Here is a 15,045-nt window from a genome sequence, read left to right as displayed (position 1 = left end):
GTAATACTATGCCCGGAAATGTAATAGTTGCTTACTTTACAGTTAAAATAAATCTATTATGAGTTCGCTGAGGCGCAGACTTCTTGTTGGACTGCATTGGAGAAGATTGCTTCAATATTTTCTCCAGGGTTTGGTTGTTATTGCCCCCATTGGCATTACTGCCTATGCGGTGTATTTTTTGTTTAACTCTGTGGATACAATTCTGCCGGATCTTACCAACAAACTTTTTCCCAATTTAATGGGCGTGGATGAAAATGGCTTGCCGAGACGTATTCCGGGACTTGGGTTTGTGGTGGTTATTGTGATCGTGATGCTTATCGGGCGGATCTCATCTTCTTTTTTTGTGGGAAAACTGGTGGATGTTGTAGATACAATTCTTGAAAAAACGCCGGGAATTAAATTTATTTACAGTTCTGTAAAAGACTTTTTTGAGGCTTTTGCGGGTAATAAGAAAAAGTTTGACAAACCGGTTTTGGTAAATGTAGATGCCGATGATGTATGGCGCATTGGTTTTATTACGCAGGAGGATGCATCACACTTTGACCTGATGGAGCACGTTACGGTTTATGTTCCTCATTCATATGCAATTTCAGGAATAACTTATTTTGTGCCGAAAACACGGGTAAAATCTTTACATATTAATTCTGCTGAAGCTATGAAGTTTGTGGTATCTGGTGGTGTAACACATCTGGAATAGCTTTGACGACTAATAATGCTTTGACTTCAATTGCTTTATTTTGCAAACGCAATAACCATTAACAACATGAAAATGCACAATTTTAATTCAGGGCCTTCTATTCTTCCGCAGGAAGTATTAAACCAGGCTGCTGAAGCTGTTCTTAACTTTAATAACATTGGTTTGTCTCTCCTGGAAATCGGCCACCGCACTTCCTGGTTTCAGGATGTACTGGATGAATCGCGATCTCTTATAAAGGAACTAATGCAACTGGGTGAAGAACATGAAGCGTTGTATTTGCATGGAGGCGCCACCACACAGTTTATGCAGGTGCCGATGAATCTGCTGGACGATGGCGAAACCGCCGCCTATTGCGATAACGGTATTTGGGGAAGCAAGGCTATCAAGGAAGCGAAGTTGTTTGGAAATGTAAATGTGGTAGCATCATCAAAAGATAAAAATCACACGTATATTAATAAAGGATTTGAGATTCCTGCAACATCAAAATACCTCCATTATACAACCAACAACACGGTAGAAGGTACTCAATGGCATGCACTACCCGAAACCAATGTGCCGCTTGTAGCCGACATGAGCAGTGATATTTTCAGCAGAAATATGCCTTTTGCTAAGCATTCGCTGATCTATGCCGGTGCGCAGAAAAATATGGGTGCTGCAGGCGTAACGCTCGTTGTGGTGAAAAAAGATGTGCTTGGAAAGATTAAAAGAGCTATTCCGCCTATAATGGATTACCGTATTCATATCGAGAACGGCTCTTTGCTAAATACGCCTCCTGTCTTTGCGGTGTATGTTAGCCTGCTTACGTTGCGCTGGATAAAAAAAGAAGGCGGACTTGCAGAGATGGAAAAAAGAGCGAAAGAAAGAGCTGAATATCTGTATAACGCTTTGGATAGCCTTCCGCTTTTTGTTCCAACAGTGAATAAAGAGGACAGAAGCTTTATGAATGCTGTATTTGTAATGCAAAGACCAGAGTTGGAACAGCCATTTTTGGATGAATGCAAAAAGAATGGCATGGTAGGCGTAAAAGGTCACAGAAGTGTTGGCGGTTTACGGGTAAGTATGTATAATGCAATGCCGATGGACAGTGTGAAAGCTTTTGTAGAACTGATGACTGAATTCAACAATAAAAATCTGTAAGTTAAAGTAATGCGGTTTGTAGCATTATAAACAACAACTATCAAACGAATATGAGTAAAATAAAGCCATTTAAAGCATTGCGCCCCCAGGCGCAACTTGCTAAACAGGTTGCCAGCCGCCCCTATGATGTATTAAACAGCCAGGAAGCAAAAATTGAAACACAGGGAAACCCAAATTCATTTTTGCACATCACCAAAAGTGAGATTGATCTGCCCGATAATATCGACATCCATTCTGAAATAGTGTATGAAAAAGCAAAGGAAAACCTGACAGCTTTCATCAAACGCGAGATCCTTTTTCATGAATCGAAAGAGTGTTATTACGTTTACAGACTTATCATGAATGGTCGCAGTCAAACCGGTCTCGTTTGTGTTAGCTCGGTGGATGACTACGAAAATGATATCATTAAAAAACACGAGTTTACGAGGCCTGAAAAAGAGCAGGATCGCATCAACCATATTAAAACAACCGGAGCCCAGACAGGCAATGTATTTCTTGCGTACAAAAATGTAGAAGAAATAGATGCGTTGATTGACAAATGGATGAGCACCAAAAACCCGGTGTATGATTTTACCGCGGATGATCAGATCCAGCACACTATCTGGCTGATCAATGATAGTAATGCTACAGAATCCATCACCGGCTATTTTGAAACAAAAGTGCCCTGTACTTATATCGCAGACGGCCACCACCGCGCTGCATCTGCTGCTAAGGTGCGTAAAGCATTAGGCAATAAAGCCGCTGACGGTGCTAATTACTTCCTTACCACTTTGTTCCCTTCCAATCAATTATACATCATGGATTATAACCGTGTTGTAAAAGATTTGAACGGACATAGTGAGCACGATTTTCTAAAAGCTTTACAGGAGAATTTTATTGTTGAAGAAATTGGTGAAGAACCTTTCAAACCTGAAAGTCTTCACGAATTTGGCATGTACCTGGGCAAAAGCTGGTACAAGCTGACTGCAAAAGCGGGCACTTATTCCGAAGATCCGATCGGTGTATTGGACGTTACAATTCTGCAGGACAATGTGTTGAGCAAACTGCTGAACATTGAAGATCCGCGTACAGATAAAAGAATTGATTTCGTAGGTGGCATCAGGGGATTGCAGGAGCTTAGCAAACGTGTTGACAGCGGAGAAATGGCGATTGCATTCAGCCTTTATCCTGTAAGCATTCAACAACTATTTGACATTGCAGACAGCGGTAACGTAATGCCTCCAAAAAGCACCTGGTTTGAACCGAAGCTTCGGGATGGCTTGTTGACGCACTTGATTAATGACTAAGTAAGGATAAGTGGATAAGTACGAATTACGAATTACGAAGTACCTCGTTCGGAACTGTTGATAGAGTTGTTAAAGGTTGACTATAGTAGCTGGCAACAAGAAATGTTAAGTTCAAAGAAACCTGCCGCACTCAACGTACTTCGTACTTCTAACTTTGTACTTGAGTAAGATAGATGAACATGAAGTGCTTTATCAGAAGCTGTTAATTAAAACACAACAGGTTCAATCCTAACGTACTTCGTACTTCTAACTTCGTACTTTGAGTAAGATAGGTGAATATGAAGTACTTTGGCGGCAAGCTGTTAATTAAAACACAACAGGTTCAAACCTAACGTACTTCGTACTTCTAACTTCGTACTTGTAACGTACTTTGCATAATAAACTAATTGAGCTGAGAAACCTTAACGTCCGTAACAGGCTTTAAGGTTTCTTCTGTTTTTGAAATATTAAAAGTAAGTGGATGAAAAGAATATTTTTTGCAACGCTCGTTTTACTTAGTTCTTACACAGTGGTAAAGGCACAGCAACAGGACCCGGAAAAACTGCATGAAACTGCACGCACATTTATGAAGCAGGGCGACCTGGACAATGCAGTGCTGGTTCTTGACCGTGCAAACCAGTTAAAACCTGATGATATTGAGATTGCAAAAGATCTTGCTTATGTTTCTTTATTAAAAAGAGACTATTCAAAATCTATAGACGTCGCAAAATCGCTTGTAGAAAAACCGAATGCGGATGTTCAAAGTTTCCAGATATTGGGCATGGCTTATAAGGCAACTGCACAGAATGATGAATGCGCTAAGCTATACAAGAAGGGCCTGGCTAAATTTCCCAATCGCGGTATATTGTACAGCGAATATGGTGAACTGGAATTTGAAAAAAATCCATCAACTGCTATAAAGCTTTGGGAAAAAGGTATAGAGGCGGACCCAAGCTGCAGTGGTAATTTTTACAACGCATCTAAATATTATTCTCAAAAGAATGAAGTGTTGTGGGCAGTATTGTATGGAGAGAATTTCATCAATATTGAAAGCCTGACTGCAAGAACAGCAGAGATTAAAGAACAATTGACGGCTGATTATAAGAGACTGTTTACCGGCAATACACTAGCTGATGCGGTTAAAAAAGGCAGTCCATTTATTAAGGCTGTTGGTAATTTGTTCCTGCAAAATTCCGGTATGCTGGCTGAGGGTGTTACTCCAGAGTCGCTTACTTCTTTGCGCTCAAAATTTGTGCTGCAATGGTACGAAGGCGATACACCCAAATTTCCTTACCGTTTGTTTGAATACCAACGCACCCTTATTAAGGAAGAAATGTTTGAGGCTTATAACCAATGGATTTTCGGCGGTGGTGCTGATAGTTACGCAACATGGGCAAAAAATCATGATGCAGAAGCGAAGGCACTGCAGAAATATCAACGTGGCATGGTGTATAAAATTCCGGCCGGACAGTACTATGAGCACTAAGTCATAAGAAATTGTGTAAATAATATCCAACGGTAAACAGGATATAATTTATTGAAAATATAAAGGCATGTAGGTTAATTTTGCTAACCTGCTTGCCTTTTTTAGTTTTCTTATAAATTAAAGCCTACCCCCAATGCTTAAAAAAAATATTATGAAAACGGGTCTGCTGACTTTAATGGGTATTGCTTCAGTCTTTACCTTAAATGCCCAAATTCAATCTTCAGGAAATGTAAAATTTGAGGGGAAAACGATTTCCATTTTTACGACTGCTGAAAATACCCGGTTTCGGATCTCTCCGAATGGAACTGCGTCCTTTACAGCTATGCCTCAACCGCTGGAAACTGAGCCATGTGTTTTTGTTGATCCTGCAAAATCATTTCAATCATTTATTGGTATCGGAGGAGCAATCACGGATGCATCCGCTGAAGTATTTGCAAAACTGCCGGCAGATAAACAAAAAGAATTGCTTACGGCATACTACGATCGCGAAAAAGGAATTGGTTATACATTAGGTCGTACGAACATTCAAAGCTGCGATTTTTCAAGTGATAGTTATACGTATGTTGAGGATAATGATGCCGGTCTCAAAACCTTTAGTGTTGCTCATGATGAAAAGTATCGTATCCCTCTCATCAAACAGGCGATTGCCGCGGCAGGTGGTAAACTTACTTTGTTTGTAAGTCCATGGACCCCTCCGGCCTGGATGAAAGACAATAACAGCCTTGTGCAAGGCGGCAAATTAAAACCTGAATTCAGACAGGCATGGGCTAATTATTATGTAAAGTTTATCAGGACTTATGAAGCTAAGGGAATACCCGTTTGGGGCTTGAGTGTGCAGAATGAGCCCATGGCAAAGCAAAAATGGGAATCGTGTATTTATACCGCAGAAGATGAAAGGGATTTTATAAAAGGGTACCTCGGACCAACTTTACAAAAGAACGGCATGGGTAATAAAAAATTGATCGCGTGGGATCATAACAGGGACCTGGTTTATCAACGTGCAAGCGTAATACTCGGTGATCCGGCGGCTGCAAAATATGTGTGGGGAATTGGTTTCCACTGGTACGAAACATGGACCGGCAGCGGCATGCAATTCGCCAATGTAAAGATGGTAGAACAAGCCTTCCCGGGTAAGAACCTGATCTTTACGGAAGGCTGTAAGGAAAAATTCGACCTGGATAGTGTACTCAACTGGAGTCTGGGCGAAAAGTACGGCAACTCCATGATCAATGATTTTAACAGCGGAACAACTGCGTGGACAGATTGGAACATCTTGCTCGATGAAAAGGGTGGTCCTAATCATGTTGGAAACTTTTGTTTTGCACCCGTGCATGCAAACACGCAAACCGGTGAATTGATTTATACGAATGCCTTCTACTACATTGGCCATTTCTCAAAATTTATACGTCCTGGTGCCAGACGCATCAGCACTGCTTCAAGCAGAGATGTATTGGAGACTACTGCATTCCGCAACACCGACGGCAGTATTGTTGTAGTAGTTATGAACCGTACAGATAAAGAACAACCTTATCATTTATGGATCAACGGCAGCGCCGCCGCAACAAGCTGTCTGCCACATTCGATATCAACGTTGGTGGTGAAATAAGCTTAAAGCCTAAAGCGCAAAGCCTAAAACTGGGTTTTACGTTGTAAGTTATACGTTGTACGTTTATTTGAGCGAATGATGAAAGGTTGCGAGCGTGTTGTATCTAACTCTGTGTATTCCGTGAAAAAACTCCGCGCTACTCTGTGGTAAAAATTTTGTGCTTCAGTGGCTATTTCTTTTTCGTTGTGCTTCTTTCAGTCTTCATGTCTTTGTGGCTATTGTTTAATTGTGCGTCGGGGAATAGTTTTAAGCTTTAGGCTTTACGCTTTAAGCTTCTTTCGTATGATAAAAAATTGCGAGCGTGTCGTATCTAACTCTGTGTATTCCGTGAAGAAACTCTGCACTACTCCGTGGTAAAAATTCTGGGCTTCTGTGCTTCAGTGGCAATTTCTTTTTCTTTGTGCTCCTTTTAGTTTTTGTGTCTTTGTGGCTATTGTTTAATTGTGCGTCGGAGCATAGTTTTACGCTTTGGGCTTTAGGCTCTAAGCTCCTAATCAATTAACTTGCTTTACTCATCAATATTCCTGAACTTTAAGACTCACCAAAAAAACTTGTTGTATGAAGAAATTTACCACCGCTCTGTTTCTCTTTATTTGCATGTGCTTTACAGGACAACTCTTCGCGCAGGATTACAGCGCATGGGTTAAAAAAGACGGATCAACCGAGCATGTTCTTTTATTAACCCCGGGTTATTTTACCTACACCGTATTTGATAAGGATAATAAAAAGTTTATCTCTTCATGGGGCGGAACATACATTGTAAGTGGAAATACCAGTGCTTCTACTATAAAATTTAATACAGTCGATCAATCTAAGGTTGGCAAGACTGAAACGAATACTTTTTCATCAGACAATAATGAACTCACCGTTAATTTCAACGGCAACGATATAACATTCACCAACCTTGATGGCGGCAATGAAGTCTTGGCAGGAGCATGGCGCATCAGTGCAAGAGACAACAATGGCTCTATGCAGGTAATTGAAGATGGTCCAAGAAAGACAATTAAGATCTTATCCGGCACACGCTTTCAGTGGATAGCAATGAACACATCTACCGGTGAATTTTTTGGAACTGGCGGCGGAACCTACATACTCAAAGACGGCAAATACACGGAAACAATAGAATTCTTCTCCCGTGATAGCTCAAAAGTAGGCATGAACCTGACTTTTGACGCAAAAGTGGATGGCACAAAATGGGAACACAGCGGTCAAAGCTCAAAAGGCGATAAGATAAAAGAGGAGTGGAGCAGGTTTGAGTAAGGGAAAAGGATCGTCGCGAAAAATCAGATCTTGTTTAGGTGTAACATTCTCGTATTTTCTGTGTCTCATTTGTTGTAAAAAAAATTACATTTGAATTATGAAAATCTCTGTTGAATACTTAAAAGACAATAAGGGCAATCCTAATGCGGTAAAGCTACCTTTGGTGGAGTGGGAAAAACTTCTTTTAAGGTTAAGAAAATACGAGCAAACACTTAAAATAAGATCTGATTTGAAAGAGGCGTTTGAGGAAGTGGCACTCCTTAAAAGGACAAGGAGTAAAAAACAAACTCTCAAGGAATTTCTGAATGAACTATAAGGTTGTCCTAATTGACAAATTTAGAAAAGAAGCCAAACGGCTTATCAAAAAATACCCATCCTTAAAAGACGAATTGTATTATCTAGCTGATACATTGTCATTATATCCAAGGACAGGTACGTCGTTAGGAAATGACGTTTACAAAATTCGGGTTGCCATAAGAAGTAAGGCCAAGGGTAAAAGCGGTGGCGCTCGGGTTATCACCTACCTGGTCACAGAAAATAAAGAAGTTTATTTACTTACAATTTATGATAAGGCCGAATTCGATAACATCGATAACAGAACACTTAAAAAAATCATAGAAAACATTAAGGACGGAATGTAAAGATTTGTAATTAGATTATATTCTAATTATACGTAGAGCGAAGTAACATCAGATTTAAATATGCTCTCCGGTTTAATTAATGCTCACATTGCGGCAAGTCTTTTTAAAACACGGTGCCAAATTTTCATATTAAGTTACTCCGGTTTCGGCATCTGCAGCAATACACCTCCGTTGCCACTTTGCACTTGCGGCAACTTACCATCCCATTTTTGAATTTTCATGTATTCAATATAATTGGCACTTAGGGAAACCTGTTTTCTTCGAATGGCTTCAGCCTCACCCGCAGCCTGGATTACCTGGGCAGCACTATCAGCACGGGCCTGCGCCACTTTTCTTTCACCTTCGGCAATGGCAACCAAACGCTGGTTTTCGGCAACCTGAACTTCCTGGATGGCCTTTGTTTTTGCTTCGATGGATTGTTGCAGTGCCTGCGGCGGAGTTATATTTGTTCTAAGCTGTGAGATAGTGAACCATTTTGAAACCCTGTGGTTGGCTTCAGTAACAATATCGCTTTCAAATTTTTCGCGCTGATTGAAAATATCATCTACCGCCCACTTGTTTGCAACGTCGTTAACGGTGCCGACGATGGCCGTTTGCAGCCATTGTTGCTCAATGCTCCTTACATCAAGACGCAGGTTCTGAAACATGTCGCCAACTTCACCCGGCTTAAGCGCATAGTTGAAAGATGGCTTAATCGTGGCACTAAATCCACCTTTGGTGATCACCTGTTGTTCGGGGTAATCAATATGTTGCTGAAACGTTGGGAATTCATACAACTTGCTTACCCAGGTATTGTAAATAACCCACCCGGTTTTGTATTCAAATTTGCTAACACCACGATTGTCACCTGTAAGGTTAACCTTAATGCCCACGTGACCGGCATCCACTCTTTCCAATACGAATGGCTGAATAAAGGCAATTATTAGCCCGAGAACAGCTATCCCAATAGTTTTATATAAACGGACCCCTAAAAGAGCGTTTCCGGTTTTAGCAGGAACAGTTTTCTTCAGCGCGTATGCAATTGCAATGCCCGCAAACAGTAAAAAGAAGAAGACAGAAATCATAAGAAGTATTGCTTTATTAGTTTGAAAATCAGGAAGTAAAACAGAACAATTTCAAGCAGGATGGAGATTATTAATAACACTGTGGAAGATTGCCTGTTTATGAGGTACTCGAAGTTTACGGTTGACAGTACGATAAATAAGACAATGCGCAATGAATTCGCCAGGGCCTTCATGAGCTGAGTAATTTGTCAACCAAATATATGTATTTGCCTGCTGCAAAATCATAAGATTTGCGTCTGTCGGTACGGGATTATTTTTTGGTAGCTCCTTTTCCTTAACTTTCACTATTCAACATATATTATGGAGTTTTCGAGGGATTTATTTTCGAATGAAGCATTGATCGATATTTATCACAAACTATTGCTGCCCAGACTCATAGAAGAAAAAATGCTGCTGTTGTTGCGGCAGGGTAAAATAAGTAAATGGTTTAGTGGAATTGGCCAGGAAGCCATTGCTGTTGGTTGTACATATGCTTTGCAGGATGATGATTGGATCATGCCACTACATCGTAATCTCGGTGTTTTTACTACACGCAATATGCCGCTTCACAATCTATTTATGCAATGGCAAGGCAACCGGAACTGCTGTAGTAAAGGAAGAGAGCGAAGCTTCCATTTCGGATCAGCAGAACATCATATCTGCGGAATGATCTCTCATTTGGGGCCACAACTTGCCGTTGCTAACGGTACAGCACTTGCGCACAAACTTTCTTCTCAACAGCAAGTTTCACTTGCTTTTACAGGAGACGGGGGAACGAGTGAAGGTGACTTTCATGAAGCACTGAATGTGGCGGCGGTATGGAACCTGCCTGTAATTTTTGTTATTGAAAATAATGGCTACGGATTAAGTACACCGGTTAGTGAGCAATATAAATGTGAACGTTTGGTTGATCGGGCAAAAGGTTATGGGATCGAAGGTGTACAGATTGATGGAAATAACATTCTCACGGTAATTGATACAATCAAAGGCGTAAGAGACTATTGTTTACGCGAACAGAAGCCATACCTGATAGAGTGCATGACGTTCCGGATGCGTGGCCATGAAGAAGCCAGCGGAACGAAATATGTACCCGCCGAATTGTTCGATATCTGGGCTGAAAAAGACCCCATCAGAAATTACGAACAGTTTTTATTACAGGGTGTTTTAAGCGAAGAGGAACTTAGCAGGATAAAAAGCGATATCAAAGAAAAGATTGAGCGGGAACTTGCCACAGCATTTGATGAGGTACCTGTTGTTGCTGACAGCAACGAAGAGTTAAGAGATGTTTACGCACCGGATCTAAAAGATACGGACGTTCCTGTAATTGATGTTGCTGATAAACTTCTAGCTTCTGCCAGTGATGTTGCGCAAAAACGTTTTATTGATGCTATAAAGGAAGGTCTGTATCAATCAATGCAAAAGCATCCGAAGCTTGTTTTGATGGGACAGGATATTGCTGAATACGGAGGGGCTTTTAAAGTTACTGAAGGATTGGTTGAGGAGTTTGGTAAAGCCAGGGTCCGTAATACACCGTTATGCGAAAGCGCAATAGTGGGCACAGCTTTGGGCCTGAGTCTTCAACAATATAAGAGTGTTGTAGAGATGCAATTTGCGGATTTTGTTAGTGTGGGTTTTAACCAGATTGTGAATAATCTTGCAAAGATCCACTACCGCTGGGGCCAAAACGCTGATGTTGTTATACGCATGCCAACAGGTGCCGGTGTGGGTGGCGGCCCTTTTCATTCACAAAGCAACGAAGCATGGTTTACACATGTTCCCGGGCTGAAGGTTGTGTATCCTTCATCTGCTGCTGATGCAAAAGGTTTATTGATTGCGGCCATCAATGATCCTAACCCTGTTTTGTTTTTTGAACATAAGGCTTTATACAGAAGTGTAAGTGATGTGGTGCCAGAGATGTACTATGAAACCGAGATCGGAAAGGCCAGGATAGTACAAAAAGGCAATGACATAAGTATCATCACCTATGGCCTTGGTGTACACTGGGCTCTGGAATATGCCGCCCGGCATGCTGACACATCTTTTGATATTATTGATCTGAGGTCATTGGCTCCGCTTGACTATGGTGCGATCAAAGCTTCAGTTGCAAGAACCGGAAAAGTATTGATCCTGCATGAGGATACATTAACCGGCGGTATAGGCGGCGAAATAAGTGCATGGATAAGTGAGCACTGTTTTGAAATGCTTGATGCGCCTGTTATTCGCTGCGCAAGCCTTGATACGCCTGTTCCCTTTAATGCAGATCTGGAAAAGAACTTTCTTGCCAAAGCACGATTGGATGAATGTGTTAAAAAGCTTCAGCGATATTAGTTCGTCGTGACTAATATCAGGTGTCTGCGAAATAGCTGGAGATATCTTTGTACTGTAATTGATTGTTTTACATTAAAATGCTATCAGTTTGCTACCATTAATTTTCAGCGACCGTTTACCTAAAGCAAATGCGACGGTCGTAGCCGCAGACGTTGGCGGTACCAAAGTAAATATTGCTGTATACCAGTTTGCGGACGGCAGCATGAAGCAACTGAATGCTAAACAGTATCACACCCAAAACTATTCATCGTTTACACAAATTGCCTGTGAGTTTCTGCAGGAAATTGGCAGCAACATAAAGCCACACTGCCTTTGCGCAGGTGTTGCTGGTCCAGTAATTAATAACCGGGCAGATCTTGTCAATATTTCCTGGGTATTAACGGCAGACGAAATTGCACAGGGAACGGGCATCAAAGATGTTTTGCTTATTAATGACCTTGAAGCAAATGCTTATGGTCTTGCGTGTTTGGATAAAGATGATATCTGTAATATCTACAAAGGGAATCCCGGTATAAAAGGCAATGCTGCGATTGTCGCCCCAGGCACAGGTTTAGGCGAAGCTGGACTTTATTGGGATGGCACTTATTTTCATCCTTTTGCAACGGAAGGAGGACATTGCGATTTTTCACCACGTACCGGTACTGACGTAGAGATACTCGATTACCTATCAAAAAAGTTTGACGTAGTTAGTTGGGAACGATTGGTCTCAGGTCCGGGTATTACTTCCATTTACTCATTTTTAAAAGAAAGCGGAAAATATAAAGAAGAACAATGGTTGCAGGAGAAATTTAAATATGAAGATGACTCTGCCGCCATTAGCGAAGCGGCCATTGCCGGAACTTCTGAGATTGCTAAGCAAACAATGGAATTGTTTGTAAAATACCTGGCCCGCGAGTGTTCTAACATGGTGCTAAAAATGAAAGCGACAGGAGGAATTTATTTGGGAGGGGGGATTCCTCCAAAAATAAAAACGTTGCTGCAATCTTCTGCTTTTGTAGAACATTTTCTTAACTGCGATCGTATGCAGGAGATGCTTGAAGATGTGCCGGTAAACATCATTATGAATGATAAAGCTGCCTTAATGGGAGCTGCTTTCTATTGCCTGAGCCGTGTTACAGAAGCGCGTGCAATAGCTTCATAATTAAGAGCTGATACTGATCGCTTATCTGCTTTTTCTACATGATAAAGGTCATTTATAAACAAATTACAGAATAACTATCTTTGGCTCTATGTCAATTGAAGTAAAAGAATTACTAAAGACATACGGGACTCAAAAGGCTGTCAATAATATTTCCTTTTCCGTACGTAAGGGTGAGATCGTGGGTTTTCTTGGTCCGAATGGCGCCGGAAAAAGTACAACAATGAAAATTATCGCCGGCTATCTGCAGCAGGACGCAGGGGTGGCAACCGTTACCGGTATTGATGTTTCAACTGAACCGTTGAAAGCAAAAAGAAAAACCGGTTATCTGCCGGAAGCCAATCCTCTGTACTACGACATGTATGTGAAGGAATACCTGAATTTTGTAGCAGGTGTGTACGGACTATCTGATGTGGCAAAGAATGTTCAGCGTGTTATTGACATGGTTGGATTGCAGGTTGAACAGAACAAAAAAATCGGACAATTATCAAAAGGATATAAACAACGTACCGGCCTTGCCGCGGCACTGATACATGATCCGGAAGTGCTGATTCTTGATGAGCCTACAAGCGGGCTGGATCCCAATCAAATCATAGAAATAAGAAATGTTATAAAGCAACAGGGGAAAGATAAAACTGTTTTATTTTCCTCTCATATCCTGCAGGAAGTAGAAGCTGTTTGTGATCGCATTATTATTATTAACAAAGGTGAAATTGTTGCCGACGATACGCTGCATAGCTTGCAGACACGCAGGCAGGGCAACATGGTTGCAGTTACATTTAAAGAGATTGTTGACAGTAAGTGGCTGGAAGATCTTGTTGCTGTCAACAGCGTTACCCGGATAAATGAAAATAGCTGGCGGTTGTTTACCTCAAACCCTGAAGACGCACGCAAACAATTATTGCAGTTGTCAATTGATCGCAATCTGAACATTGTTTCGCTACAGACTGAAGGCAACAACCTGGAAGATATTTTCCGGTCCCTGACTTCTTCCTGATACATGTTTTCGCACATTGTAACAGAAAAAGAATTTTTATACTTTACTCTTAAACCGTTAAATATGATTACCAACCTTCCCCAAGAAAAATGGAAACAAATTATCTTTAAAAACTGGCAACAACTTCAGAAAATGTACGCCATCAGCAACATGGGCCGGATGGCATCTTACACAAAAGATCTAAAGAAAGACGGTGTATTATTACACGGCTCAACCATAGAGGGCTATACAATTTTAAGGCTGAAAGTTAAAGACGATTATCCCGCTTTTCTTTGCCATAGATTGGTTGCTGATTATTTCTTGAAACACCCTGGTCCAAACCGCTCTATGGTAATACACTTAAACCATGATAAGAAAGATAACAGGGTCTCCAACTTAAGATGGGCAAGCCAGGAAGAAGTGGCCGTACACAATATGGAAAATCCCGCAGTACTTGCAGCAAAACAAAAAGCCAAAGAAAATCCGGTAAGGCAAAAGAAAGGTCTGAAGTTAACACTGATGCAGGTTAAGCAGATCAAGCAAAGCCTTGCCAATCCGAAACGAAGATTGACCTATAAGCAAATGGCAGAAAAATATGGCATAAGTGAAATGGCTATCACGAGGATCAAGAACGGTGAAAACTGGGGTTACGTTACAGTATAGTGATTTAACTGCTTTACCCTTAAAGATCCTTCCACAGATCATTGCCCCAAAAATTATAGAAACAATACTACTTTTAGTGTGTGATTTAATACACTGATCAATACTTCAAATAAAACCGTTTCAATGTTACAGAGCGCAACGATCAAGTTTCTGAAAGATCTTACAAGGAACAATACCAAAGAATGGTTTGATGCCAACCGCAAAGCATATGACAACGCTAAAGCCGATTTTCTGCAACTGGTGCAGCAGATAATAGATATTCACGCAAAGAAAGATGAAGACCTGGCATCATTGCTGGCAAAGGATTGTGTGTTCCGCATTAACAGGGATGTACGGTTTAGCAAAGACAAATCTCCTTACAAAAATAATTTTGGTGCAAGCATTAATCGCGGCGGAAAAAAAAGCATTTATGCCGGATATTATTTTCATTGCCAGCCGGGTGAAAGTTTTGTCGGTGGCGGCCTTTGGATGCCAATGCCCAATGAGCTAAAAAAAGTGAGACAGGAAGTTGATTATTGTTTTGATGAGTTTGGCAAGATCATCTCCAATAAAAAGTTCACCGGTGTTTACAAAGAACTTTATAAAGGTGGTGATGTAAGTTTAAGCAGGCCACCGAAAGGATATGATGATACAAATCCTGCCATTGAATTCATCAAACTGAAAAGTTATTTAGCCATGCAACCACTAACGGATGCTGACTTGACGGATAAAGGACTTCTTAAAAAAATTACATCTGCATTTGATGCATTGCAACCAATGGTGAAGTTTATTAACCGGGGAATTGAGGGATGATGCGAGTGTACGG

General features: G+C 41.0%; 14 protein-coding genes. 13 read left to right on the top strand and 1 reads right to left on the bottom strand.

From position 1 onward, the window contains the following. Positions 1–58: 58 nt before the first annotated feature. The 8 genes from QTN47_RS16140 (at position 59) to QTN47_RS16105 (ending at position 8,092) form a co-directional block, all read left to right on the top strand. Positions 59–697: a DUF502 domain-containing protein gene (locus QTN47_RS16140; RefSeq protein WP_369330430.1), complete on the top strand. Its 639-nt coding sequence runs from the start codon at positions 59–61 to the stop codon at positions 695–697. A 66-nt stretch (positions 698–763) separates the two neighbouring features. Continuing rightward, entirely contained in the window at positions 764–1,834 is a 1,071-nt protein-coding gene (gene serC / locus QTN47_RS16135) for a 3-phosphoserine/phosphohydroxythreonine transaminase (RefSeq protein WP_369330429.1), read from the top strand. A gap of 50 nt (positions 1,835–1,884) precedes the next feature. Next, on the top strand, positions 1,885–3,120 hold the full coding sequence (locus tag QTN47_RS16130) for a DUF1015 domain-containing protein (RefSeq protein WP_369330428.1): 1,236 nt from the start codon (positions 1,885–1,887) through the stop codon (positions 3,118–3,120). 460 nt (positions 3,121–3,580) lie between these two features. Further along, the gene (locus QTN47_RS16125; RefSeq protein WP_369330427.1) at positions 3,581–4,585 is read left to right on the top strand and encodes a tetratricopeptide repeat protein; all 1,005 of its coding nucleotides are present in this window, start codon (positions 3,581–3,583) and stop codon (positions 4,583–4,585) included. A 151-nt stretch (positions 4,586–4,736) separates the two neighbouring features. Next, positions 4,737–6,191 carry a glycoside hydrolase family 30 protein gene (locus QTN47_RS16120; RefSeq protein WP_369330426.1) on the top strand — a complete coding sequence of 485 codons (1,455 nt, stop codon included), beginning with the start codon at positions 4,737–4,739 and terminating at the stop codon, positions 6,189–6,191. A 558-nt stretch (positions 6,192–6,749) separates the two neighbouring features. Beyond that, positions 6,750–7,451 carry a DUF4488 domain-containing protein gene (locus QTN47_RS16115; RefSeq protein WP_369330425.1) on the top strand — a complete coding sequence of 234 codons (702 nt, stop codon included), beginning with the start codon at positions 6,750–6,752 and terminating at the stop codon, positions 7,449–7,451. Between the two features lie 97 nt (positions 7,452–7,548). After that, positions 7,549–7,767, top strand: coding sequence for a hypothetical protein (locus tag QTN47_RS16110; RefSeq protein ID WP_369330424.1), 219 nt, complete (start codon positions 7,549–7,551; stop codon positions 7,765–7,767). After that, positions 7,757–8,092, top strand: coding sequence for a type II toxin-antitoxin system RelE/ParE family toxin (locus QTN47_RS16105; RefSeq protein WP_369330423.1), 336 nt, complete (start codon positions 7,757–7,759; stop codon positions 8,090–8,092). The genes QTN47_RS16110 and QTN47_RS16105 overlap by 11 nt, the downstream gene beginning before the upstream one ends. Positions 8,093–8,226: 134 nt before the next feature. Here the strand turns inward: QTN47_RS16105 and QTN47_RS16100 are convergent, their stop codons facing one another. Next, positions 8,227–9,156, bottom strand: a complete 930-nt coding sequence (locus QTN47_RS16100; RefSeq protein ID WP_369330422.1) for an SPFH domain-containing protein — start codon at positions 9,154–9,156, stop codon at positions 8,227–8,229. Positions 9,157–9,456: 300 nt separating this feature from the next. Here QTN47_RS16100 and QTN47_RS16095 point away from each other — a divergent pair, with 300 nt between their 5' ends. From QTN47_RS16095 to QTN47_RS16075, 5 genes are all read left to right on the top strand, one after another. Next, positions 9,457–11,463, top strand: a complete 2,007-nt coding sequence (locus QTN47_RS16095; protein ID WP_369330421.1) for an alpha-ketoacid dehydrogenase subunit alpha/beta — start codon at positions 9,457–9,459, stop codon at positions 11,461–11,463. A gap of 88 nt (positions 11,464–11,551) precedes the next feature. Next, positions 11,552–12,604, top strand: a complete 1,053-nt coding sequence (glk, locus tag QTN47_RS16090; RefSeq protein WP_369330420.1) for a glucokinase — start codon at positions 11,552–11,554, stop codon at positions 12,602–12,604. 88 nt (positions 12,605–12,692) lie between these two features. Continuing rightward, on the top strand, positions 12,693–13,598 hold the full coding sequence (gene gldA, locus QTN47_RS16085; protein ID WP_369330419.1) for a gliding motility-associated ABC transporter ATP-binding subunit GldA: 906 nt from the start codon (positions 12,693–12,695) through the stop codon (positions 13,596–13,598). Positions 13,599–13,661: 63 nt separating this feature from the next. Further along, the gene (locus tag QTN47_RS16080; protein ID WP_369330418.1) at positions 13,662–14,240 is read left to right on the top strand and encodes an HNH endonuclease; all 579 of its coding nucleotides are present in this window, start codon (positions 13,662–13,664) and stop codon (positions 14,238–14,240) included. A 123-nt stretch (positions 14,241–14,363) separates the two neighbouring features. Further along, positions 14,364–15,032 (top strand): DUF2461 domain-containing protein, encoded by a 669-nt coding sequence (locus QTN47_RS16075; RefSeq protein ID WP_369330417.1) that lies wholly within the window; start codon positions 14,364–14,366, stop codon positions 15,030–15,032. The last annotated feature ends 13 nt before the right edge of the window (positions 15,033–15,045 follow it).

This window comes from Danxiaibacter flavus (assembly GCF_041060425.1).
In the GTDB taxonomy this organism is placed as follows: Bacteria; Bacteroidota; Bacteroidia; order Chitinophagales; family Chitinophagaceae; genus Danxiaibacter; species Danxiaibacter flavus.
Note: the sequence above shows the minus strand (reverse complement) of the source record. Positions and strands in the feature narration are given on the sequence as shown.

What these genes read in the sequence shown, in the direction of transcription:
- QTN47_RS16140 (WP_369330430.1), top strand. Translation starts at nt 59, where the DNA reads ATGAGTTCGCTGAGGCGCAGACTTCTTGTTGGACTGCATTGGAGAAGA.
- serC (WP_369330429.1), top strand. Translation starts at nt 764, where the DNA reads ATGAAAATGCACAATTTTAATTCAGGGCCTTCTATTCTTCCGCAGGAA.
- QTN47_RS16130 (WP_369330428.1), top strand. Translation starts at nt 1,885, where the DNA reads ATGAGTAAAATAAAGCCATTTAAAGCATTGCGCCCCCAGGCGCAACTT.
- QTN47_RS16125 (WP_369330427.1), top strand. Translation starts at nt 3,581, where the DNA reads ATGAAAAGAATATTTTTTGCAACGCTCGTTTTACTTAGTTCTTACACA.
- QTN47_RS16120 (WP_369330426.1), top strand. Translation starts at nt 4,737, where the DNA reads ATGAAAACGGGTCTGCTGACTTTAATGGGTATTGCTTCAGTCTTTACC.
- QTN47_RS16115 (WP_369330425.1), top strand. Translation starts at nt 6,750, where the DNA reads ATGAAGAAATTTACCACCGCTCTGTTTCTCTTTATTTGCATGTGCTTT.
- QTN47_RS16110 (WP_369330424.1), top strand. Translation starts at nt 7,549, where the DNA reads ATGAAAATCTCTGTTGAATACTTAAAAGACAATAAGGGCAATCCTAAT.
- QTN47_RS16105 (WP_369330423.1), top strand. Translation starts at nt 7,757, where the DNA reads ATGAACTATAAGGTTGTCCTAATTGACAAATTTAGAAAAGAAGCCAAA.
- QTN47_RS16100 (WP_369330422.1), bottom strand. Translation starts at nt 9,156, where the DNA reads ATGATTTCTGTCTTCTTCTTTTTACTGTTTGCGGGCATTGCAATTGCA.
- QTN47_RS16095 (WP_369330421.1), top strand. Translation starts at nt 9,457, where the DNA reads ATGGAGTTTTCGAGGGATTTATTTTCGAATGAAGCATTGATCGATATT.
- gldA (WP_369330419.1), top strand. Translation starts at nt 12,693, where the DNA reads ATGTCAATTGAAGTAAAAGAATTACTAAAGACATACGGGACTCAAAAG.
- QTN47_RS16080 (WP_369330418.1), top strand. Translation starts at nt 13,662, where the DNA reads ATGATTACCAACCTTCCCCAAGAAAAATGGAAACAAATTATCTTTAAA.
- QTN47_RS16075 (WP_369330417.1), top strand. Translation starts at nt 14,364, where the DNA reads ATGTTACAGAGCGCAACGATCAAGTTTCTGAAAGATCTTACAAGGAAC.